This is a genomic window from Aureimonas sp. AU22 (assembly GCF_001463745.1).
GTDB lineage: Bacteria > Pseudomonadota > Alphaproteobacteria > Rhizobiales > Rhizobiaceae > Aureimonas.
In genome coordinates this window covers 1-21,697 of the sequence record NZ_BBWJ01000058.1, presented here as the reverse complement: position 1 = coordinate 21,697, position 21,697 = coordinate 1, and the positions used below count along the sequence as shown (strand labels likewise).

The following is a 21,697-nucleotide window of genomic DNA, read 5'->3' as shown; positions in this document are numbered from 1 at the left end:
CACGCATGACGGAGTCTGACGGAGCATGAGGCACCCTGGCCGAAACAGAGAGTTGGTGAAGGCGATCGGCACCTGCCGCTGGGCCTTCCTCGGCATCGCCCTTCTGAGCTGCGTCCTGAACGTCCTGTTCCTGACCGGCTCCTTCTACATGCTCGAAGTCTACGACCGCGTCCTGCCGAGCGGCAGCGTCCCGACGCTGGTCGGTCTCGCGATCATCGTGGCCGTCCTCTACGTGTTCCAGGGCATCGTCGACGCGATCCGCGGTCGCCTCCTGGCGCGCGTCGGCACGGCGGTGGACGCACAGATCAACGGCCGGACCCTTCAGGCGCTGACGCACCTGCCGCTGATCACCACGAACATCGACAGCACGCAGCCGGCGCGCGACCTCGACACGATCCGCAGCTTCCTGGCGAGCCCCGGCCCAACGGCCGTGTTCGACATTCCCTGGATCCCCTTCTACCTCGTCATCTGTTTCGCCTTCCATCCGGCGATCGGCTGGGCCGCGACGATCGGCGGCCTCGTCCTCGTGGTCATCGCCCTTTTCACCGAGATCCTGTCGCGCAAGCCGGTCGAGGCCGCCTACGTTCTCGGACGCCAGCGCACCACATTGTCCGAGACGTTCCGCCGCAATGCGGAGGTCCTGCGCGCCATGGGCATGGAGGGGCGTCTCGGCCAGACCTGGACCAGCGTCAACGACCAACTCGCAACGGCGCAGCAGCGCAACGCCGACCTGAACTCGGGGCTGGGCGCGATCTCGAAGGTCACGCGCATGATGCTGCAGTCGGCGGTCCTGACCGTCGGTGCCTATCTCGTGATCGATGGCCTGGCCACCGGCGGCATCATCATCGCCAGTTCCATCCTCAGCTCCCGCGCTCTGGCGCCGGTGGAGCTGGCGATCGGCAACTGGAAGTCCTTCATCTCGGCCCGCACGAGCTGGAACCGCCTGTCCAACGTGCTCCAGCATCTCCCCGAGCAGTCCGAACCGCTCGATCTTCCCCGCCCGTGCCGTCATCTATCCGTGGAGAACCTCAGCGTCGCGCCTCCGGCCAGCCGCGTGCCGATCGTGCGCGACGCCACCTTCCGCGCCAAGGCCGGCGACGGGATCGGCATCATCGGGCAGAGCGCCTCGGGCAAGTCGAGCCTCGTGCGCGCGATCGTCGGCGCCTGGGCTCCGCTGCACGGCTCGATCAGACTGGACGGGGCGGCGATCGACCAGTGGTCGCCGGACCGGCTCGGGGTCCACGTCGGATACCTTCCGCAGGAGCTCCAGCTCTTCCCCGGAACGGTGGCGCAGAACATCGCCCGCTTCGACGCCAGCGCGACGCCCGAGGAGATCATCGAGGCCGCCACCGCGGCGGGCGTCCACGAGATGATCGTGCGCCTTCCTGACGGCTACGAGACCACGACGGGCGAGAACGGCCTCGGTCTTTCCGTCGGCCAGCGCCAGCGGATCGGTCTGGCCCGGGCGCTCTTCCGCAAGCCCTTCCTCGTGGTTCTCGACGAGCCGAACTCGAACCTTGACGCCGATGGCGAGGCCGCCCTCACCAACGCCCTGGCCGGCGTCCGGCTGCGCGGCGGCATCGTCATCGTGGTGGCCCACAGGCCGAGCGCCCTCGTTGCCATGAACCTCGTCATGATGATGGCCAACGGCCGCGTTCAGGCCTTCGGCGACAAGGACGACGTCCTCGGACGCATCCTGTCGCCGGTACCCGCGGCGCCGGCCGTCGCGGCCGACCGCCCCTCCCCGCAGCAGCAGATCCCGCAGGCGGAGTCCGCATGAGCACGCTTCTCACGCAAACCACCCGGCGCTCCATACGGCGCCACCTGACCGTCGGCATCGCGCTCGTGGCACTTCTTGGCGGTGTCGTGGGCGGCTGGGCCGCGAACGTCTCGCTGGCGGGAGCGGTGATCGCTCACGGCACGCTTGTCGTGGATACTGCCATCAAGCAGGCGCAGCATCCGCTCGGCGGCATCATCGAGACGCTTGCGGTGCGCGAGGGAGACCAGGTCGAGGCCGGCCAGCTCCTCGTGCGCCTCGACGCCACACAGGCGCGCACGACGCTTCAGATCGTCGTCAAGCGCCTCGACGAGGCGCTCGCCCGCAAGGCCCGCGCCGAGGCCGAGCAGGCGTCCCGGCCGACCATCGCGATGCCCAGCGAACTCGCCGGCCGAGCGGACCTGCCCGACGTCCAGGAGGCCCTGTCCGGCGAACAGACCATGTTCGAACTGCGCCGGGCCGCTCGCGAGGGCCAACAAACGCAGCTCCGGGGCCGGATCGACGAGCTGGAAGGCACGATCGCCGGTCTTACCGACCAGGTCGCGGCCCGGGACGATCAGCTCGGGCTGATCGACGAGGAGCTCGGCAACGTCGTCTCGCTCGTCCAGAAGAAGCTCGTCACCGCCACGCGGGCGATCACCCTCAAGCGCGAGCGGGCCGAGACGCTCGGCGAGCGCGGTCAGCTGACCACCACGATCGCCGAGGCGCGCGGAAAGATCGCCGCCGCCAAGCTGCAGATCACGCAGGTGGATCACGACGCGCGCGAGGCGGCCTCGCGCGAAATCCAGGAAGCGCGCACCCAGATCGCGGAACTCGTCGAGCGCAAGACCGCGGCGGAGGACGAGCTTCGCCGCATCGAGATCCGCGCCCCCCAGGCGGGCGTCGTCCACAAGCTGGCCGTCCATACGGTGGGCGGCGTCATCCGGGCGGGCGAGACGATCATGGACATCGTCCCGCTCGAGGAAAAGCTCAGCGTCGAGATCAAGGTCCTGCCCAAGGACATCAACGACGTGCATGTCGGCCAGACGGCGAAGCTGCGGTTCTCCGGCATCAACCAGCGCACGACGCCCGAGGTCGACGGAACCGTCACCCGCGTCGCGGCGGACGTGTCCGAGGACAAGCGAACCGGCGTTCCCTACTATTCCGCGCGGATCGACGTGACGAGCGAGGAGATGGCGCGGCTCGAGGGGCTGCGACCCGTACCCGGCATGCCGGTGGAAGCGTTCGTGCAGACGGGGGAGCGCACGGCCCTGTCCTACCTGGTGCAGCCGCTGTCGGATCAGGTCTCGCGCGCCTTTCGTGAGCGCTGAGCCGGCAATCGCGACGGAACCGGCCGTTCGGCCGGTCTCCGACGGGGCCCGGCACCGAATGCTATGCTGCGGCGCGGCGAAAATGGTGTCGCGTAAATGCAACCCCTGACAATTTCCGTGAAATTTAATCTCTTACCTGTATATGACGTTTTACCACGTCGGCTTATGGTTCGCGGCCGAGTCTTTGCGTCCGTCGGATAGGTGTATCGATTTGTATAGATCCAAGACGATCGGTCTAACCTTGGGCCTCCTTGGGGCCTTCACCTCCGCCGGTTGCACGACCCTGCCCCGTTCCGGGCCGGACGATCAGCGAATCCGCGACGAAGCGACGATCTATTTCGCCGCGGACAAGAAGAAACCGCTCACCGACTACGTTCTGGTGGACCTCACCGAGACGGTTCTGGGCTATTTTCCGATGCAGACTCAGGGTCTCGCCTCGGGCTTCGGCCCCAGTCGCCGCGGCGCACCCGAACTGCCGCTCGGCAACGGCGACACGATCCAGATCACGCTGTTCGAATCTTCGGCTGGCGGTCTGTTCATTCCGGCCGAGGCCGGCAGCCGCCCCGGCAACTTCATCACGCTGCCGCCGCAGACCATCGACACGACCGGCCGCATCTCGGTCCCCTACGCGGGCACCCTGACCGTGACCGGCCGCACCCCGGGCCAGGTCCAGGCGGAGATCGAGAACCGCCTCTCCAACCGGGCCATCGAGCCGCAGGCGATCATCAACCTGATCGAGAAGCGGTCCAGCCAGGTCTCGGTGCTCGGCGACGTGAACGCCGCCGCGCGGGTCAGCCTCAGCGAAGCCGGGGAGCGCGTGCTCGACGTCATCTCGCGGGCAGGCGGCATCAGTGCCCCCGCCGAGGAAACCAGCGTCACCCTGCAGCGTGGCGGCACCTCCGCGACCGTGCCGTTCAACCAGCTGGTCTCGAGCCCGCAGGACAACATCTTCGTCTACCCCAACGACACCATCTACGTGAACCGCGAGCGGCGGACGTACCTGGCGTTCGGCGCCTCGGGCCTCAACGGCTCGATCGATTTCGAGGACGCCAACCTCAGTTGGGCGGAAGGCGTCGGCAAGGCCGGCGGCCTCCTCGATTCGCGTGCCGATCCGGGCCAGGTCTTCCTCTACCGCATGGTGGACGCCGAAACGCTGACGCGCATGGGCTTCCCCGTCGCAGGCAAGACGGGCATGACCTTCCCGGTCATCTTCCGCGCAAACCTGCGCGATCCGTCGACGCTCTTCCTGGCGCAGCGGTTCCCGATGAAGGACAAGGACATCATCTACGTGTCCAATTCGGACTCGGTGGAGGTGGTGAAGTTCCTCGACGTCGTGAACGCGGCGACGAGCGGCGTCAGCGGCCCGCTGGTGGATGCCGCGTCCGTCCGGACGTCGACGCGCCTCATCCGGCGCTGATCCTTCGGCGCCGCCCCGATCCTTGCGACCCTATGGCGGGTCGCAAGGGCTGGCGCGCCGGTACCACGTCTCGGGCTGCGTGCGCCATTCCAACCACCGAAGCCGCTGCTCGCAGATCCGTGCGAGGGAGCGAACCCCGGGCGGCGAATGGCCGATCGTCAAGACGTCGCGATCGAAGCGGTCGATGGTGGCAGCGGAACGGGACATTCCGTGATACGTGTTTCGGGGTCCGGGACGTCAGGCCCTCCGTCGCCTTTCGCGCCCGGTATTCGTGAAACCGTCCACGCCGACGGGCCATTTCCTCCATTCTCGTCTCGTTGAGGATCGCGCCAGGCATGGGTTTCAGCACCATTCCGAAGATGCTGAAGCGCTTTCTTTCGCGGCCCGCTCCGGTCGCCCCCCCGAGCCCCAGAGCGCCGCGACGAAAGTTCGACATCGGCGTCGATCCGCGATGCGCCTACGCCATCGGCGATATCCACGGTTGCATCGACAAGCTGCGACGTCTGGAGCAGGCGATCGTCGCCGATGCCGCCGTGATCGAGAGCTCGAAGCTCCTCGTCTACCTCGGCGACTATATCGATCGCGGACCGGACTCGTCGGCGGTGCTGGAACACCTCATGGCGCCGCCTCCGGCCGGTTTCAGCAGGGTCTGCCTGTGCGGCAACCACGAGGAAGCGCTGATCGACCTCGTGGACGGACGTCGTTCGCTGGACGACTGGCTGCGCCTCGGAGGTGAGCGCACGCTCCTGTCCTACGGCTACGATCTCGCCTACATGACGCGGCACCGCCGGGCCGGTGGCGGGAACCGGATGGCCGAGATCCTGGAAGCGATCCCGAAGCGGCACATTGCCTTTCTCCGCCAGCTTCCCTCCGTTCTGTCGACGCCGTCCTACATCTTCGTCCATGCTGGGCTTCGGCCCGGTGTTCCCCTCACTGAGCAACAGGACCAGGATCTCCTCTGGATTCGTGAGCCGTTCCTGACGCACGGCGCCGGCGAGGACGGACGGCTCGTGATCCATGGCCACACGCCCGGCAACGTGCCTGTCGCAACGCGCGGACGCGTCGGAGTGGATACGGGTGCCTATATGGGGGGGCAACTGACGGCTGTTCGTCTGATGGCGGGCACGATGGCGTTCCTCGACGACCGCTGAACAGCCGCATGCGTGACGGCGTTTTGCCGTTCGCTCCCGGACGGGCGCTACCCCCATCCCACTGGCCGGTATCGGCTTCAGGCAGCCGATGCGTTAGACTGCGCTCCCCCGGTTGGCGGCAAGGTTCCGATCGGGGGAAGCGATGGAGAGGCGGATGATGAAGGTTTTTTTCCTCGCTCTTGGCACATGCCTGTTCGTTGGCGATGCGCAGGCTCAGCAGCCCGTCGGCGGTTCGCGTTCCCAAGGGGAACGTCTGCGCCAGGAGCGACGCCTCGACGATTCGGTGCTGCGCCATGGTTCACGCAACGCCCGGGAGCTCGATCAGCTGCAGCGCCTGCGTCAGCGTAGCCAGGATCGGGTTCAGCGGCTTCGCCAACCGAGCCAACCTTCACGTCCAGCCAATACAAAGAATTCTAATAAAAATACAGTCGTCACACAGTAGATGGAAATGGCTTCGAACCACCGGGAGAAGTTTCGTTCTTTTCGCCGGTAAGTTTCGGTCTCTTAAAAATCGAATAAGTCCCTAAACGGGATATCCGAACTCGTCATGTCTTCTGGTGCCAATCAGCGCATTGGAGACGTGGCATGGCACTCCGAGACATTTTATCGAGAATTCTATCGACCGTCCTCGTGAGCGGCGCGTTGCTTACTCATGCAGACGCAGGAAGCCTCGCACCTCTGAGGCAGGAACGCGCCTCGCCCCACCCGAGACTGCAGGAGGGCATCAACACGCGGGCTCCCTTCGCCTTCATCCGCTATTGCGTCGCGAGCCCGCAGGCCTGCCGGGTGAGTGGGCGCGAGACGATGGAATGGACGCCGAACGTGCGGGACCTGGTTACCGAGATCAACCGGAGCGTCAATCGGAGCATCCGCCCCGTCAATGACAAGGGCGGGGACATCTGGCAGGCGAACGTTGCGGCGGGAGACTGCGAGGAATTCGCGCTGACGAAGCGCGAACGGCTTCTGAAGATGGGGCTGCCGGCCTCCGCGCTGCGCATGGCCGTGGCGACGACCGCATCGGGCGAAGGCCATGCCGTTCTGGTCGTCAGCACGCCGTCCGGCGATTTCGTCCTGGACAACCGTCTCGACCGCATCCTGCTCTGGCACCAGACCGACCTGACGTTTCTGAAGATCGCATCGTCGGAAGACCCACGTCTGTGGCACCGTCTCGCCTGACGTGCACCTCGCGCGGCGACACGCGATCATCGAGCACCTGCGCGGAGCGGATGGAGCGCGCTTTCCATCCCGGTGCGCTCGCCTTGAACGAAAAAGACCGCCGACCCGATGGGCCGACGGTCTCCCTATAGCGGACAGGCCAGCCTGATCAGGCGAGCAGGATGTCCGTGTGGTCGAAGAAGCCGAGCTTCTTGCCGATCGAGGCGATCTCCTGCGCGGCGCCGCCGCCGGTGCCGTCCGCGTCGTAGGACAGGACGCCGGTGTTGGAGTTGTAGAGCACCTGCGCGTGATTGGCCGTCGCCTTGGTGCCGATCACGAAGTCGGTCATCGCGAGCACGCCGCCGTCGGACGTGAGGCCCGAGAACACCGAGGAGTCCAGCTGGATCTTGTCGTCGGCATCGAAGTCGAAGATCGTGTCGCGGTTGGCCGAGCCGAACTCGGCGAAGACGAACGTGTCGGCACCGCCCTTGCCCCAGAGCTGGTCGTTGCCAGCGCCGCCGGCGATGACGTTGTTGCCCGTCGAGCCGGTGATGAGGTTGTTCAGCTCGTTGCCGGTGCCATTGATGTTGCCGCCCTGCAGACGAAGGTTCTCGACATTGGCGTTGTCGCGCAGGTCCACCGAGATGGTGGCCCAGATCGTGTCGATGCCGCCGTTCGCCGTCTCGCCGACAACGCGCTCTCCGACCGTGTCGAACACGTAGCCGTCGTTGCCGGCCGAGCCCTGGAACGTGTCGAGGCCGCCCTTGCCGTCAAGCCAGTCGTCGCCCGCGCTACCAGCGAGAGCGTCCGCATCGGCGCTGCCCTTGATGATGTAGCGCTCGACTTCCGTAACGGAAATGGTGCCGCCGGTTTGGCCGTAGGAGATCGTGGTGCCGAACGCGTCGTTCGTCATCGTGATCCGCGAGCCGGCCGTCAGCTCGAGGGTGTCGATACCCGCGCCGCCGATGAAGTTCACGCCCTGCGCGACGGTGTCGATGTCCTTGATGATGAGGCGGTCGTCGCCCGCACCACCGAAGAACTGGGAATAGGCATAGGTGCCGCCGGTGCTGGCGGTCTCGAACGTGTCGTTGCCGCTGTTGCCGACGACGGCAGCGCCGACGTAGCCGCCGGCGATCAGGCGGTTGTCGCCTTCGCCGAGAAGCTGGAGGCCGGAAAGGGTTTCGGTAGAGCGATCGTAGATCATGGGATCTCCAAGGTGACGCATCGGCAGCACCATATGCACGCCGCTGCGTTACAAACAATATAGGTTAGCAAATTATTACTAACCGCTGCAGGGCAGATACGAAAGGTCTCGTCAAAGGAAAGGGGGCCGCCGATCGTTCGCCGGCCGCCCCTTGCCGAATTGATGCTCGGAACCAAGGCAACGGCGCAGCAAGGGCCGCCGCGGGGCCGAAAGCGGCGAGGCCGTTGCCAGGAACGCCAAGTCTTCGGCCTCAAGACCACCCGCGCACCGTTGGCGTTGCAGGACAGGGCCATCGCGTTCCCAGTGGGCCCAAACGGGCCGGTCCGCGGTCGCCTGGCATCGAAGGAGGCCCGGCCTGCGAACTCTCCCCGTCCGTCCGCCGACGGCCCCATCGTCGGCTCGAACCGTTCGCCGCCTTTGACGTTCTTCCGCGACATGAAGTCTGGGCATCGGGGAAGCACGAGATGGAGGAAACCGAGCGGGCGGACGAGACCTTGCGCGATCTGGAAAGCCGGACACCGGCCGCGATCCTCGACGTGCTTCTCGCCGGTCAGCGCCGATCGCTGGACGCGGTCGAGGCGGCCCTGCCCGCGATCGAGCGGGCGGTCGCGGACGCGGCCGACCGGCTCGGCGCGCAAGGGCGCCTGATCTATTGCGGGGCAGGCACGTCCGGGCGGATCGGACTGCTGGATGCAGTGGAGCTCGGGCCGACCTTCGACTGGCCGGACGGACGGCGCCACGTCATCCTGGCTGGCGGCGAGGCGAGCCTCGGGCGTGCGCGGGAGGGCGCCGAGGACGATGCGGAGGCCGGCCGTGCGGCCATGCTGGCGATCGATCCGTCTCCGGCCGACGTCTGTCTGGCGCTCGCCGCCAGCGGGCGTACGCCGTTCACGATCGCCGCGGGCGAAGCGGCACGTGAGGCAGGCGCCCTCACCGTTGGTTTCGCCAACAATCCCGGCTCGCCGCTTCTGGACGCGTGCGAGCACGCGATCCTTCTGCGCACCGGGTCCGAGGTCGTCGCCGGATCGACGCGCCTTGCCGCCGGCACCGCCCAAAAGGCGGCGCTCAACCTCTTCTCCACGCTCCTGATGATCCGTCTCGGCAAGGTGTTCCGCGGCCGCATGGTGGACATGCGTCCGACCAACGCCAAGCTGAGGGCCCGCGCCGGTCGCATCGTTCGCGAAGTGACTGGCTGTTCGGAGGCACAGGCGGATGCGGCGCTCCAGGCGTCCGGCGGCTCGATCCGCGAGGCAATCCTAATGGTGGAAGGGAAGCTTTGAAGGTTCGCTTCAGGCGCGCGCCGGCCAGAGGCCGCGCAGACGCTCGCGCCAGATCCGCCGGCGGTTGAGGCGGCGACGCGCGCCCTCGATCGCGGCGACAGCATCGGCGACATCCTCGCCTCGCCGGTCGTCGAGCCCAATCACCAGGGTGCCGATGGCGATCCGACCGCGCCATAGCCGGTTCATCACGCGGTGGTCGGGCACGGCGCAGGAATCGACGGTGCCGATGTCGGGATCGGCGATCAGCGCCCGCGTGGCGAGCGCGGCCACGAGGGCGCCCGGGCCGTAGCGTCGCAAACGTTCGTCGTACGCGGTCTTCCAGGCGACGGCATGCCCCTGCGAATGAAGCACGACGAGACTGGCGGCGGCCTCGCCTCCCGCACGCAGGGTATAGACGCGCGCCAGGTCGCGCTCGGCAAGACCGTTCACCGCCTCGCGCGCGAAGGCGGCGCGGTAGCGGTCTAGGAGGAGCGCGCTGCGCCGCTGGCCTTTCCAGCCCGAGGCTTCGAGATGGAGGAAGTCCTCTAGCGCTTGGCGCACGTCGCCGGGCGAACGCGCGCATTCGAAGGCGAGCGGGCCGCGCTCGGAAAGCTGCCGCAGCCGGCGCCGATGGTCGCGAAACGTCGCCGGCCCGAGGGCCTTGGCGAGCGCCTCGTCGGGATCGCGATCCCCGGCGTCCAGAAACGCGCGGCTCGACCGGTCCGCCCAGGCGAGCGGCATTCCGGCCGCTCGCGCGGTCTGCGTGAAGACCTTGGCGAGGTCGCCGCCAAAGGGAAGATCGGGCAGGACAAGGAGCGGGGGGAGGCCGTGCTCCGGCGCGCGCAACGCCTCGAAGAGGCTGCGCGCGGTCCCGGCGGGATCGTCCTGGTCGAGCAGCAGACTGCCGAGCGGGCCGAAGGGGTGGGTCCACGCCCGCACCGCCGTCCGGCGGGACGGGCGCTCCAGACGCTCCACCGTAAACGGCATCAGGAAGCGCAGGCGGCTCCGCCGGTCGTCCTCGTCGCGCGCCACCATGAGGCGCACGTGGCGCTCGTCGAGGCGCGGCATGGCGGGGGCGAGAAAGCGTGGAGTGAAAAAGACGTTGGGCTCCAGGGCCCGTGCACCGAGATGCTCGAGTTCGTCCACGAGGCCGAATACGGCGTGCGGATCGTAGATCGCGACGCGCCGAATGTCGGCGCCCGCTTCCATGCCGGCAAAGCCATCCAGCGCCGGGGCGTCGACCTCTTGCAGCAAGGGCCTTTCGCCGACGGGCTCGACCGAACCCTCTCGCGCCTTCGTCAGGGTCGGGTTCGCCACGCTCTACGCCTCGAAATGCTGTCGGTCTTTCTGGGTCCTCCATAGGCTATTGGATGGGGCTTAAAGGTTTGTGTGCGGCGCGGCGATCAGCCGGCGAAGCCGCCGCCGTCGAGGAAGGTCGTCTCGTCCGCCGTCGTCGCGCGTCCCAGGATCGCGTTGCGGTGGGGGAAGCGACCGAAGCGGGCGACGATGTCGCGATGCTCGACGGCGAAGGGCACGTTCTCCTCGCCGATCTCCCCCATCCAGCGCACGCAGTCCTCCTGGTCGGCAAGGTCTTCCGAATGCATCAGCGGCATGGCCAAGAACTGGTTCACGTCCTCGCCGACATGCCACTGGTCGCCCCGCTGCAGGGCGGCCTTGGCGATGTCCAGCGCCTTTTCGTCGGTCGCGAAGGCTTGGGCGGTGCCACGGAACATGTTGCGCGGAAACTGGTCGAGCAGGATCACGAGCGCCAGTGCACCGTTCGGCTCCTGCGCCCAGTCGTCGAACTCGCCCTGCGCCGCCCGCTCGTAAACGTCCCGGAAGCGCTGGGTGATGGTCTCGTCGAGTTCGTCGTCCTTGACGAACCAACGCTCCGGGCCGAGATCGCGCCAGAAGTCGACGATGGTCTGGGGATCGATCGAGTATTCGCTCATGGAACCGTTCGGCAATGGAGAGGGACGTGGTCGAGCCGAAAGATAGGATACGCGACGAGGACGCAAAAGGGCGTGCAGACGGCCGAGCGCTCGATCTGCGCGGCCTGAAATGCCCGCTGCCGGCTCTCAGGACCGAAAAGGCGCTGGGGCGATGCGAGCCGGGCGCCGAGTTGCTGGTGCTGGCCGACGATCCGCTCGCGCGGCTCGACATCGCCCATCTCTGCCGCGAGAGCGGCCATGAACTGCGAGCGGTCGAGGACCTGCCGGACGGCGGCTGGCGCTTTCGCATCCGCCGCGCGCAAAGCTTGCGCTAGAACCCGCGCGACGACAGGCTGAGGGGATTGTCGACGAGCGCCGCGCGATCAGGCGCGTCGATACGGGGCGCGCGAGCAAAGGCGGCGAAGAGATCGCGCGCCACCCGCTCGTCCAACCCCTCGCCGATCAGCACGAAGGCGGTGCGGGGTGTCTCCCCGGGAGGCCAGGCGGGGAGGTGCACGGGCGGATGGAGATAGGTCCGCACCCCGTGAAGAACGAGCGGCCGGCCGGGCTCCTCCTGCGTCCACACGACGGCCTTCAGGCGCAGGAGCCCTGCCCCGAAGCGCATCAGGAGAAGATCCAGGAAGCCCTCGGCGTCCGAGCGCGTCATCGGCGCGTCGTGGGTGAGCGACAGGGAGCGAATCCCCGCGTGCACGCCATGGTGGGACCCATGCGCATGGTCGTGGCCGCAATGCGGATCGTCGCAGACGCCGTGATCCTCCCCGGCTTCCTCGCCCAGCCAGCGCCCGATGTCGGCGCGCCGGGTGGCGGGGTCGACGAGGCCGCAACCGAAGAGCTCGGCGGGTCCCACATCCGCCACCGCAACCAGCGGCGCGCGCGCGTTGAGATGGCGCAGCGAATGGACCAACGCGGCCGTGTCCGGCGCAAGATCCGTCTTGGTCAGGACCAGGCGGTCGGCGGAGGCGACTTGCCGGCGCACCTCGGGACGCTCCGCCAAGCTTTCAGTCCCGCTCTGCGCGTCGATCAGCGTCACGACGCCGTCGAGCGCGAAGTGCTGGACCAGCACGGGATGGCCCATCAGCGAGGCGAGGATCGGGGTCGGATCGGCGAGCCCGGTGGTCTCGATCACCACGCGGCGCATCGGGGCGAGCCGCGCCGTCTGGACGCGGTCCACGAGGTCGGCGAGCGTATCGACGAGGTCGCCGCGCACCGTGCAGCAGATGCAGCCGTCCGCGAGTTCGACGATCCCCTCGCCCGAGCTTTCGACGAGAAGATGATCGAGCCCGACCGCGCCGAACTCGTTGACGATGACGACGGTGTCCCGGAGGGCGGGATCGCGCAGAAGGCGGTTGAGGAGCGTGGTCTTGCCGCTACCAAGGAACCCGGTCAGCACGGTGACGGGCACCGGTCCCGCGATGCCCGCAGCTTCTCTCCTCATTCGCCGCCGGCCGCCGCGGTTTCGGCTGCCGGTGCGGGCGAGGCGGGATGCTCTTCGCCCGATGCGCCGCCCACCGGCAGTTCGCCGTCGAAGCCCGGCTCGCCCGGACGCGCCGGTCGCCAGGTCGGCACGGGGATGCCGTAGGCCGCGATCAGGCGCGTGCCGGCCTCGATGCCCGGTGCGCCGGCGGCGCCGCCGAGGTCCACCGGTACGGCGACGGCCGTGCGCTGGAGATCGGTCATGTAGGGCGAGCCGAACGTATCCTCGCGCTTGTCCTCTTCCTGCCGCTCGTTGGCCCGGGCGGTGCGACCGGCCGGCGAGCATATGGCGGCGCTGATGTCGGCGGGCGGGCCGCTGGAGACGGGAAGATCGGCCACCGTGTCGCGGATCGAGCGCGGATTGGTGTTGAAGCCGTTTTCGAGGATCTCGGCGGCGGTGCGCTCGCGCACGATCGGCCCCTCGGCGCCCAGCACCACGGCGACGAGAGTCCGGTTGTCGCGCGTGGCCGATGCCACGAGGTTGAAGCCGGAGGCGCAGATATAGCCGGTCTTCATGCCGTCGGCGCCGTTGTAGCGACCGAGCAGCCCGTTGTGGTTCTTCATCGTCCCCTTGCCGACGGCGATGGCCTCGGTGGAGAAGTAGTCGCTGAAGGCGGGGAACTCCTTGCGCAGCGCGACGGCGAGGATCGCCAGATCCTTGGCGCTGGAATACTGGCCGGGCGCGGGAAGTCCGTTCGCGTTGACGAAGTGGCTGTCACGCATGCCGAGTGCTGCGGCTTCGGCGTTCATCCGGTCGACGAAGGCTTCCAACGATCCCTTGCCGAGGGTCTGGCCGATGGCGAAGGCGACGTCGTTGGCCGACTTCACCAGCATCATGCGCAACGCCACGTCGAGCCGCATGACCGAACCCGCGGGGTAGGCCATCTTGGAGGGCGGCTCCGCGGCGGCCGCACGCGACATCACGACGGGCAAGTCGGCGGAGACCTCTCCCGTCTGCAGCGCCTTCAGCGCCACATAGGTGGTCATCAGCTTGGTGGTCGAGGCGGGATACCAGCGCTGGGTGGCATTGCTTTCGGACAGGACCTTGCCCGTCGCCACGTCCACCACGATCGTGTTGGCAGCCAGCGCCGGTCCCGCCGCGATGCCCGTGCCGGCCAGAACCAGGAGCGCCGAAAGCGCGCGGATCAACGTGAGCCGGCGGATGATTGTCATGGGACCCTTCTCGCGGACGCGCGAAGACGCTTTGCGTTCTCTTCGCACCCGCGTTCATATCATGGCAAGGTGATTCAGGCGTCCCTTGAAACAGGCGATTTCCGCCTTTTGATGGCACCGGGAGCGGTTATGAATCTTGATGAAACATCGTGCTGACCGGATCCCTCTGCCGGGCGAAGCCGGACACCGTCGACAGCGGGCCTATCGGCGGGAACGGCAACACGCTCCGGCACGAAGTCCCCTTCAGCCCGCAGCCTCGGGTTGAGCCACACCGCCCACTCGCCTGAACGTCGCCGACGCGGCACAACACCTGTTCCAGGTGCCCGACAGCCTCTCGACCGGAAGACATCGATGCCCCTCGTTCCCGAGATCGCAACGCGCGTTGCCGACATCGCCGCATGGCGGCAGGCTCTGCACGCGATGCCCGAGATCCTCTACGACCTGCCGGACACCGCCGCGTTCGTGGCGGGCAAGCTGCGGGCCTTCGGCTGCGACGAGGTCGTCACCGGCCTGGGCAGGACGGGCGTCGTCGGGCTCATCGAGGGCCGGGCCGGCGACGGGCGCACGATCGCGCTTCGCGCCGACATGGACGCCCTGCCGATCACGGAGGAGACCGGGCGGCCCTACGCCTCGACGCGTTCGGGAATGATGCATGCCTGCGGGCACGACGGGCACATGGCGATGCTGCTTGGCGCGGCGCGGCATCTCTGCGAGACGCGAGCCTTCCGGGGCCGCGTCGCGCTTGTGTTCCAGCCCGCGGAAGAAGGCGGCGCGGGGGCGCTGGCGATGATCGAGGACGGGCTGATGGAGCGCTTCGGCATCGAGGCGGTCTATGGGATGCACAACCTGCCCGGCCTGGCCGTCGGCCGGATCGCGCTGCGCCCCGGTCCGATCATGGCCGCGACCGACGAGTTCGAAGTGACGATCCGCGGACGGGCAAGCCACGCCGCCCTGCCGCACGAGGGCGCCGACCCGATCCTGGCGGGAGCCGCGCTGGTGCAGGCCCTGCAGCAGATCGCCGCCCGCAACGTCGATCCGCTCGATTCGCTGGTCCTCTCTGTCACACGCTTCCATTCGGGCTTCGCGCGCAACATCATCCCGGACGAGGCGCAGCTTTCCGGCACCGTGCGATCCCTCACGGCCGCGTCCCAGGACCTTGCGGAGCGGCGCATCGGCGCGATCGCCCATGGGATCGCGTCGGCGCACGGGGCCACGGCGACGGTGAGCTACAAGCGCAACTATCCGGTGACGGTGAACGATGCGCGCGAAGCCGCTTTCTGCGCCGCCGTCGCTGCCGAAGTCTGCGGAAAGACGGAGGTCGATGCCGCCGCACCACCGCTGATGGCGGCCGAGGACTTCTCCTACATGCTGGAGGCGCGCCCGGGAGCCTTCGTGTTTCTCGGCAACGGGGCGACGGCCGGCCTCCACAATCCCGGCTACGATTTCGACGACGCGGCCATTCCCTTCGGAGCGTCCTATTGGGTGCGCCTCGTGGAGCGTGCGCTGGGGCCTTGATGCGCCGGGGGGTGCTCTGCCGTCAGGGGTCCTGGGTGGGCGCGAGGGCGTCGATCAGAAGACGCAGGCGGTGGCGAATCTCGCCGTCGGGAATGCGCCCGAGGGCTAGGGAGGACTGGATGACCTCGGAACTCGGCGCGGTGACCTCGTCCGGCCCGCCCTGCTCCGTGAGCCCCTCGAAAAAGAAGGTCGGGCTGACCTCGAAGAACTGCGAGACGCGATAGAGCGTTGCCGCGCTGATGCGGTTGCTCCCGGTCTCGTACTTCTGGATCTGCTGGTATGTCACGCCGATCTGTCGGCCGAGTTCTTCCAGAGACAGACGCCGCGACGTCCGCACGAGGCGCAGCCGAGCGCCCACATGCAGGTCGATCGGATCTCGCTCGGTCTTCACAGTGGTCACGAATTACACCTGTCGCACGACGGACGGCCAAGGCGTCCATCCCGAACCCTTCAAAAATTGTCTGAGCAGTAAAGCGCGACACGCCGACGCGCAACTCCGATGCGTACCATTATCGCGCAATCTGCGTCTGCGTGAATTCGATAGCCGGCCGGCGACCCTTCACGTCATGCCGTCGCGCTTGGGCAGGATATGCAGACCGGCCACGGCCAGCCATGTCGTCATCCAGACCGGATTGCCGCGTGCGAAGAGAAAGGATTCCAGAAGCGCGTTGAGGAGCGTGAACGCCAGCACCATCAGGAAGAAGTCCGCCACCCGTGTCACGGCCGCCCCTTGCGCGCCGATGCGCACGAAGTCGCGCAGCGGCAGGACGACCAGCACCACGAGCCCGAAGGCGAGGCCCGGCCAGCCGAGTGCGATCGCCAGGTCGAGATAGCCGTTATGCGCGTTGACGATGCCGCGCGGGTCCCAGCTCGAGCCGAAGGGCGGCTCGGCCTGCATCACGGCCGGGGTCGACCAGAACGCTTCGAAACCGGCTCCCGTCCACTCACGAGGCCCAAGGGCGTGGATGGCGAAACGCCAAAGGTCCAGCCGGCCGGTGTAGGTGGTGCCCGGAAGCGCCCATTGCAGGAGATCGTAGAGAAGCGGCGACAGCACGGTTCCCAGCGTCATCAGCCCCGCCCCGCCGAGCGCGAGTGCGAGGACGATCACCGGAAGGCGCCGCCCCCCGAAGACCCGGCCGGCGGAGACCAGGATGGCGACGAGCGGCATCAGGCCGAGCGTCGTCTTCGATCCGGTCTTGAGGACGAAGAAGGCCGACAGAAGCGCGATCACGATACCGGTCGCCCATTGCCCGCTGCGCACGAGATAGAGCCCGGCGAAGCACAGCACCGCCATCACCGGCCCCGCGACGTTCTTGTGGGAGTAGATGCCCCGCCACAGGCCGATGTTCTGCGCCTCCAGCGCCTCGTTGTGGATGGCGGCGGCCGGCATCAGGACGATCCCCGCATAGGACAGGCCGAGGACACCGAGCGCGGCCACCGTGAGCGCGAAGCGGAACGCGCGCTCGTCGGGCGCCAGGCACAGCGCTCCCGTCATCGCCAGCATGGCGGCGAGCGAGAAGACCACGGCGCGCAAGGACGAATCGGGCCAGATCGACTGGGTGGACGACAGGAGGAGGACGAGCGCCATCAGGACCCAGGCCGGCCGCATCAGCCGTGCTGCCACGGCGCGCGGTGTGATGCTCACATGGATCAGCACCGCCACGAGCCCGAGCCCGCCATAACCGAGCTGGTTGACGAGGTTGCCCGAGCCCGCAGGCCCGACGAAGGCCGCCTGATAGGGCTCGAAGGTGACGAGAAGAAGCGTCAGGATCAGCGCCGACAGCGCCGCCTTGACGGCCCGCACCTCTTCCGTGCCGAGCGGGAACGCCTCGGAGGGCGCGTCGAAGACGACCCTGCGGGATGATCCGGAACGGGGAGGCGGCAGGGGGCGCATTGCGCAAGATCATCCGCCATCTCGCTGAACGGCCGGTTAAGGCCGTCTTGTCGTCCCCGCCGGGGTCATCGGACCCCGTGCCAAGCGTCAGGCACGCTCGATGTCGTCCGGACGGTCGCGATGGACCTCTTCCGGGTCCGGTTCGATGGGCATCGGATCGTCGGCGGGCTCTCGAACCTCGTCCGGATCGACCATGGGCTGCGGCGGGTCGCCCATGGGAACCGGCCCGTCGGGCGGACCGGGATCGCGTCCCGGTCCGTTGGGGATCTCTTCGATGTTGGACATCGGCGTATCTCCTGCGAGCGTTCTCCGGGAGTAGACGCCTGGCCTGACGCTTCCGTTCCGGCTCGAAACGAGTCGGATCAGTTCTGGGGCTTGGCCGCCGCCTCGTCCTCATCCTCGTCCTCTTCCTCGCCGAAGGGGAAGGATTCGACCATCTGCTCGACGTCCTCGTAGATCTCGTCGAGGAACTCCATGGCGCCGTCGGCGTCCTCGCTCCCTTGTGTGACCAGCATCGCGATCTGGATCTTCAGGACGTTGGCGACGTCATCGAGCTCCATGCCCTGGAACAGGGTCGAGATCTTCTCGGAGATTTCGTCGGTCTGGGCGTCGGTCAGCATGCTGCGGTCTCCTGTTGGCTGGGGTAAGACGAGGTCGGATGCCTCGTGGTTCCCCCGAACGCGCGGGAACGGGGGTGCGCCCCCGCCTTCCCCGCGCGTTCGCGCGTCGTCGCGCTGCCCTGCCTCTAGCACGGAACCGTCAGGGGTGAATGGTGCCGCGCGCGCCTCTCCCGGCTTTCGGCTCGGCCCTATTGCGCTGGCGTGCGCAGCGCCTGCCGGTCCGGCTCGCGCGCGCCGTCCCCCATCAGGACCAGAAGCTCGTCGCGTCGGCGCGCGGCCTTCCGCATGGCCTCGTGCTTGACCGGGCCGAAGCCGCGGATGCTCGCCGGCAGTGACAGAAGCTCCACCGCGACATCGCGATCGGCGAGCCGTGCGCGCGAGAACAGCGTGCGGCAGTCGGCCTCGTAGTCGTCGATCAGCCGACGCTCGGCGCGGCGCTCCGCCGAGCGGCCGAACGGATCGAACGGATCGAACGGCGTGCCGCGCAGACGTCGCATGCGGGCAAGGACACGCAGCACCGGCAGGATCCACGGTCCGAACGTGCGCTTCTTCGGACGTCCGTTGGCATCCAGTCCACCGAGGAACGGCGGCGCGAAGTGGTAGAGTCGGCGTCTCGTTCCCTCGAACTCCTCCTCCAGCATGCGATCGAAGGCGCCATCGGTCTGGAGCCGCGCCACCTCGTACTCGTCCTTGACCGCAAGGAGCTTGGCGTAGTTCTCGGCCACCGCCCGTTCGATGCGCCCGTGCGCCTCCGCTCGCCCATCGGCAACGCGTGCCCGCTCGACGAGCGCACGATAGCGCATGGCCAGTCGCTCGTCCTGGTAGCTTGCGAGGAAGGCTGCCCGGTGCTCGATCAGATCCTCGGTCGACAGATCGGCAAGCGCTCGCGCCGACGTGCAGGGCCTCAGATACTCCTTCATCTCGTCGGGGCGTGCGGCGGCGAACCGGCCCCAGGCGAAAGCGTCGAGATTGGCCTTCACGGCGACGCCGTTGATCTCGATCGCATGGCGGAGGCTCGCGAGCGTGACGGGAATCAGGCCCTTCTGCCAGGCATAGCCCAGCATCATGATGTTGGTCGCGATGGCGTCGCCGCTCACCGTTTCGGCAAGATCGGTGAAGTTGACGAAGTCAGCCGCTTCGCCGACCGAGCGGCGAATGGTGCCGGCGACCAGCGTGCGCCGGAAGTCGAAGTCGGGATCGCGCACGAACTGGGCAACCGGCGTCAGGTGGGTGTTGACGACGGCGCGGGTGCGCTCGGGGCTGAGGAGACCGGCAGCATCCTTGGAGGTCGCGACGACGTCGTCGGCGGCGATGAGGACGTCGGCCGAGCCCGAAACGATGCGCGGGCACGTGACATCCTCTGCCCGGCGGCCGATGCGCACGTGGCTCAGCACCGCCCCGCCCTTCTGGGCAAGGCCCGCCATGTCAAGGAGCATCGGCGCGTTGCCGTCGAGATGGGCCGCCATGCCGAGCACGGCGCCGATGGTCAGGACGCCCGTGCCGCCGACGCCGGTGATGGCGATATTGCAGGGCTCGGTGAGGCTCGGCAGCGCCGGCTCCGCAATGCCGGCAAGGTCGGGAACCGCAAGGGCGCTGCGCGTCTTCGGCTTGGCACCTTCCAGCGTCACGAAGGACGGGCAGAAGCCCTTGAGGCACGAGGTGTCCTTGTTGCAGGTCGACTGGTTGATGTGTCGCTTGCGGCCCCACTCGGTCTCCAGCGGCTCGACCGACAGGCAGTTCGACTGCACCGAGCAGTCGCCGCAGCCCTCGCACACCGCCGGATTGATCGCGATGCGCAGGTCGGGATCGGGCAGGAGCCCGCGCTTGCGGCGGCGCCGCTTCTCGGCCGCGCAGGTCTGGTCGTAGACGATGGCGGAGACGCCCGGCATCTCGCGAAGCGCCAGCATCGCCGCCTCGACGTCGTCGCGGTGGTGGATTTCGGTGCCCGGCGCGAGCTGCGAGGCGTGGTAGCGCTCCGGGAATTCCGACACGAGCCAGATCGGCGAGACGCCTTCGCGCTGGAGCTGATGCGTGATCTTGGCCGGGTCCAGCGGCCCGTCCACATGCTGGCCGCCGGTCATCGCGACCGCGTCGTTGTAGAGGATCTTGTAGGTCGCGTTGACGTTCGCGGCGACCGCCTGGCGGATCGCGAGCTGGCCGGAATGGAAATAGGTGCCGTCGCCGAGATTCACGAAGACATGGCGCTCGTCCGTGAAGGGTGCGGCGCCGACCCAGGCGACGCCCTCGCCGCCCATCTGGCTGAACGTCTCCGTCCGGCGCCCCATCCAGGTGACCATGAAATGGCACCCGATCCCCGCGAGCCCGCGCGAGCCTTCCGGCACCTTGGTGGAGGAATTATGGGGACAGCCGGAGCAATAGAACGGTGTGCGCGCCACTGGCGGCTCCAGCTGTCCGGCCTCTTCACCGCGCCGGCGGAAATGGCGAACCCGCGCCTCGATGAAGGCCCGGTGCTCCTCGTCGAGATGGCTCATCGCGAGGATGCGTTCGCCGATCACGACGGCCGCCGTCGCGACGGTGAGTTCCTTCGCCAGCGACAGGACCGGCCGGTCGAGATGGTCGAACTTGCCGATGATGCGCGGCCGCACGTCGGCGCGCCAGTTGAACAGCTGCTGCTTGATCTGGTTCTCGATGATCTCGCGGCGTTCCTCGACGACGAGGATTTCCTCGAGGCCGACGGAAAACTCGCGCACCCCCTCCGGCTCGAGCGGCCAGGGCATGCCGACCTTGTAGAGCCGGAGCCCGGCACGATGCGCGGTATCCTCGTCGACGCCCAGCTCGCGCAACGCCTGCCGGACATCCTCGTAGGCCTTGCCCGAGGCGATGATCCCGAGGCGCGCGTCCGGCGTATCCAGCGTGACGCGATCGACGCGATTGGCCCGCGCGAAGGCGATCGCGGCATAAGCCTTGTAGGTCTGGAGCCGGTTGTCCTGGCTCCAGCGATCGTCGGGCACGCGAAGGTTCAGGCCGCCGGCGGGCAACTCGAAATCGTGGGGAATAGCGAACCGGCGGCCTTCGTTGGAAAGATCCACCGACGCCGTGGTCTCGACGGTGTCGGCAATCACCTTCATGCCGACCCAGCAGCCGGAATAGCGCGACATGGCGATGCCGAGCAGACCGAACTCAACGAACTCGTGGATCGACGACGGATAGAGCATCGGCATGACCGCCGCCATAAAGGCGTGGTCGGACTGGTGCGGGACGGTGGACGACTTGGCACCGTGATCGTCGCCGGCGATGGCGAGAACGCCTCCGAGCGCTGCCGAACCGGCGGCGTTGGCATGCTTGAAGACATCGCCGGAGCGGTCGACGCCCGGGCCCTTTCCGTACCAGATACCGACGACGCCCTGCTTTCGCGCGCCCGGAGACAGGCCGACCTGCTGCGAGCCCCAGACCGCGGTGGCCGCCAGATCCTCGTTGATCCCCGGCTGGAAATGGACGCCCTCCGCGAGAAGAAGGTCGCGGTTGGCCTCGAGTTGCTGGTCGTAGGCGCCGAGCGGCGAGCCGCGGTAGCCGGAGATGAACGCGCCGGTTTCGAGCCCCGCCTCGCGGTCACGGCGCATCTGGACGAGGGGAAGCCGGACCAGAGCCTGCGTCCCGCTCATGAAGACGCGGCCATGCGTCGCCAGATACTTCTGGTTCAGTTTCGCTGCGAGCCCCATGGGATCCTCCCGATCCGCTTCACCACCGGCGGCTTACCCGCTCTCGTTGCGAAGAGATCTAAGGCATGTGCAGCGCACCGGCACGCTGCGACGCGGCAGGCGCGTTTTTCCGCGTCT

At 67.8% G+C, this 21,697-nt stretch carries 19 protein-coding genes; 9 read left to right on the top strand and 10 right to left on the bottom strand.

The window, feature by feature from the left end; genetic code table 11:
• Positions 1-25: 25 nt before the first annotated feature.
• From AUL34_RS20625 to AUL34_RS22060, 6 genes are all read left to right on the top strand, one after another.
• The gene (locus AUL34_RS20625; protein WP_061938290.1) at positions 26-1,780 is read left to right on the top strand and encodes a type I secretion system permease/ATPase; all 1,755 of its coding nucleotides are present in this window, start codon (positions 26-28) and stop codon (positions 1,778-1,780) included.
• Complete coding sequence (locus AUL34_RS20620) at positions 1,777-3,087, top strand: HlyD family type I secretion periplasmic adaptor subunit (RefSeq protein WP_061938286.1); 1,311 nt, start codon at positions 1,777-1,779, stop codon at positions 3,085-3,087. Before AUL34_RS20625 ends, AUL34_RS20620 begins: the two co-directional genes overlap by 4 nt.
• A gap of 211 nt (positions 3,088-3,298) precedes the next feature.
• Complete coding sequence (locus AUL34_RS20615; RefSeq protein WP_244492664.1) at positions 3,299-4,504, top strand: polysaccharide biosynthesis/export family protein; 1,206 nt, start codon at positions 3,299-3,301, stop codon at positions 4,502-4,504.
• Between the two features lie 335 nt (positions 4,505-4,839).
• On the top strand, positions 4,840-5,655 hold the full coding sequence (locus tag AUL34_RS20610) for a metallophosphoesterase family protein (protein ID WP_061938284.1): 816 nt from the start codon (positions 4,840-4,842) through the stop codon (positions 5,653-5,655).
• Positions 5,656-5,809: 154 nt separating this feature from the next.
• Complete coding sequence (locus AUL34_RS22465; protein ID WP_156421040.1) at positions 5,810-6,097, top strand: hypothetical protein; 288 nt, start codon at positions 5,810-5,812, stop codon at positions 6,095-6,097.
• Between the two features lie 143 nt (positions 6,098-6,240).
• Positions 6,241-6,831: a transglutaminase-like cysteine peptidase gene (locus AUL34_RS22060; protein WP_082653549.1), complete on the top strand. Its 591-nt coding sequence runs from the start codon at positions 6,241-6,243 to the stop codon at positions 6,829-6,831.
• 148 nt (positions 6,832-6,979) lie between these two features.
• Here the strand turns inward: AUL34_RS22060 and AUL34_RS20600 are convergent, their stop codons facing one another.
• Positions 6,980-8,014, bottom strand: a complete 1,035-nt coding sequence (locus tag AUL34_RS20600) for a calcium-binding protein (RefSeq protein WP_061938278.1) — start codon at positions 8,012-8,014, stop codon at positions 6,980-6,982.
• Between the two features lie 464 nt (positions 8,015-8,478).
• On the opposite strand from AUL34_RS20600, the gene AUL34_RS20595 reads away from it, so the two are divergent.
• Positions 8,479-9,294, top strand: a complete 816-nt coding sequence (locus tag AUL34_RS20595) for an N-acetylmuramic acid 6-phosphate etherase (RefSeq protein ID WP_061938276.1) — start codon at positions 8,479-8,481, stop codon at positions 9,292-9,294.
• A 9-nt stretch (positions 9,295-9,303) separates the two neighbouring features.
• Here AUL34_RS20595 and AUL34_RS20590 read toward each other — a convergent pair whose 3' ends face one another.
• Together AUL34_RS20590 and AUL34_RS20585 are read right to left on the bottom strand one after the other, a co-directional pair.
• Positions 9,304-10,590: a GNAT family N-acetyltransferase gene (locus AUL34_RS20590; RefSeq protein WP_061938273.1), complete on the bottom strand. Its 1,287-nt coding sequence runs from the start codon at positions 10,588-10,590 to the stop codon at positions 9,304-9,306.
• A gap of 86 nt (positions 10,591-10,676) precedes the next feature.
• Positions 10,677-11,225, bottom strand: a complete 549-nt coding sequence (locus AUL34_RS20585) for a DUF924 family protein (protein ID WP_061938270.1) — start codon at positions 11,223-11,225, stop codon at positions 10,677-10,679.
• Between the two features lie 26 nt (positions 11,226-11,251).
• On the opposite strand from AUL34_RS20585, the gene AUL34_RS20580 reads away from it, so the two are divergent.
• A complete protein-coding gene (locus tag AUL34_RS20580; protein ID WP_244492663.1) occupies positions 11,252-11,539 on the top strand; it encodes a sulfurtransferase TusA family protein in 288 nt (95 codons plus the stop codon).
• Here the strand turns inward: AUL34_RS20580 and AUL34_RS20575 are convergent.
• Together AUL34_RS20575 and AUL34_RS20570 are read right to left on the bottom strand one after the other, a co-directional pair.
• Complete coding sequence (locus tag AUL34_RS20575) at positions 11,536-12,639, bottom strand: GTP-binding protein (protein WP_061938389.1); 1,104 nt, start codon at positions 12,637-12,639, stop codon at positions 11,536-11,538. The genes AUL34_RS20580 and AUL34_RS20575 overlap by 4 nt on opposite strands.
• Before the next feature lie 17 nt (positions 12,640-12,656).
• Complete coding sequence (locus tag AUL34_RS20570) at positions 12,657-13,871, bottom strand: D-alanyl-D-alanine carboxypeptidase family protein (protein WP_082653547.1); 1,215 nt, start codon at positions 13,869-13,871, stop codon at positions 12,657-12,659.
• Between the two features lie 351 nt (positions 13,872-14,222).
• On the opposite strand from AUL34_RS20570, the gene AUL34_RS20565 reads away from it, so the two are divergent.
• The gene (locus tag AUL34_RS20565) at positions 14,223-15,386 is read left to right on the top strand and encodes a M20 aminoacylase family protein (RefSeq protein ID WP_061938267.1); all 1,164 of its coding nucleotides are present in this window, start codon (positions 14,223-14,225) and stop codon (positions 15,384-15,386) included.
• 22 nt (positions 15,387-15,408) lie between these two features.
• On the opposite strand, the gene AUL34_RS20560 is transcribed toward AUL34_RS20565, so the two are convergent.
• The 5 genes from AUL34_RS20560 to AUL34_RS20540 form a co-directional block, all read right to left on the bottom strand.
• Positions 15,409-15,786 (bottom strand): helix-turn-helix domain-containing protein, encoded by a 378-nt coding sequence (locus AUL34_RS20560; RefSeq protein WP_082653546.1) that lies wholly within the window; start codon positions 15,784-15,786, stop codon positions 15,409-15,411.
• A gap of 159 nt (positions 15,787-15,945) precedes the next feature.
• Positions 15,946-17,280 (bottom strand): O-antigen ligase, encoded by a 1,335-nt coding sequence (locus tag AUL34_RS20555; RefSeq protein WP_061938260.1) that lies wholly within the window; start codon positions 17,278-17,280, stop codon positions 15,946-15,948.
• Between the two features lie 87 nt (positions 17,281-17,367).
• Positions 17,368-17,565 (bottom strand): hypothetical protein, encoded by a 198-nt coding sequence (locus AUL34_RS20550; protein ID WP_061938257.1) that lies wholly within the window; start codon positions 17,563-17,565, stop codon positions 17,368-17,370.
• A 77-nt stretch (positions 17,566-17,642) separates the two neighbouring features.
• Positions 17,643-17,900 (bottom strand): hypothetical protein, encoded by a 258-nt coding sequence (locus AUL34_RS20545; protein ID WP_061938254.1) that lies wholly within the window; start codon positions 17,898-17,900, stop codon positions 17,643-17,645.
• A 188-nt stretch (positions 17,901-18,088) separates the two neighbouring features.
• Positions 18,089-21,580, bottom strand: coding sequence for an indolepyruvate ferredoxin oxidoreductase family protein (locus AUL34_RS20540; protein ID WP_061938251.1), 3,492 nt, complete (start codon positions 21,578-21,580; stop codon positions 18,089-18,091).
• Positions 21,581-21,697: the final 117 nt, after the last annotated feature.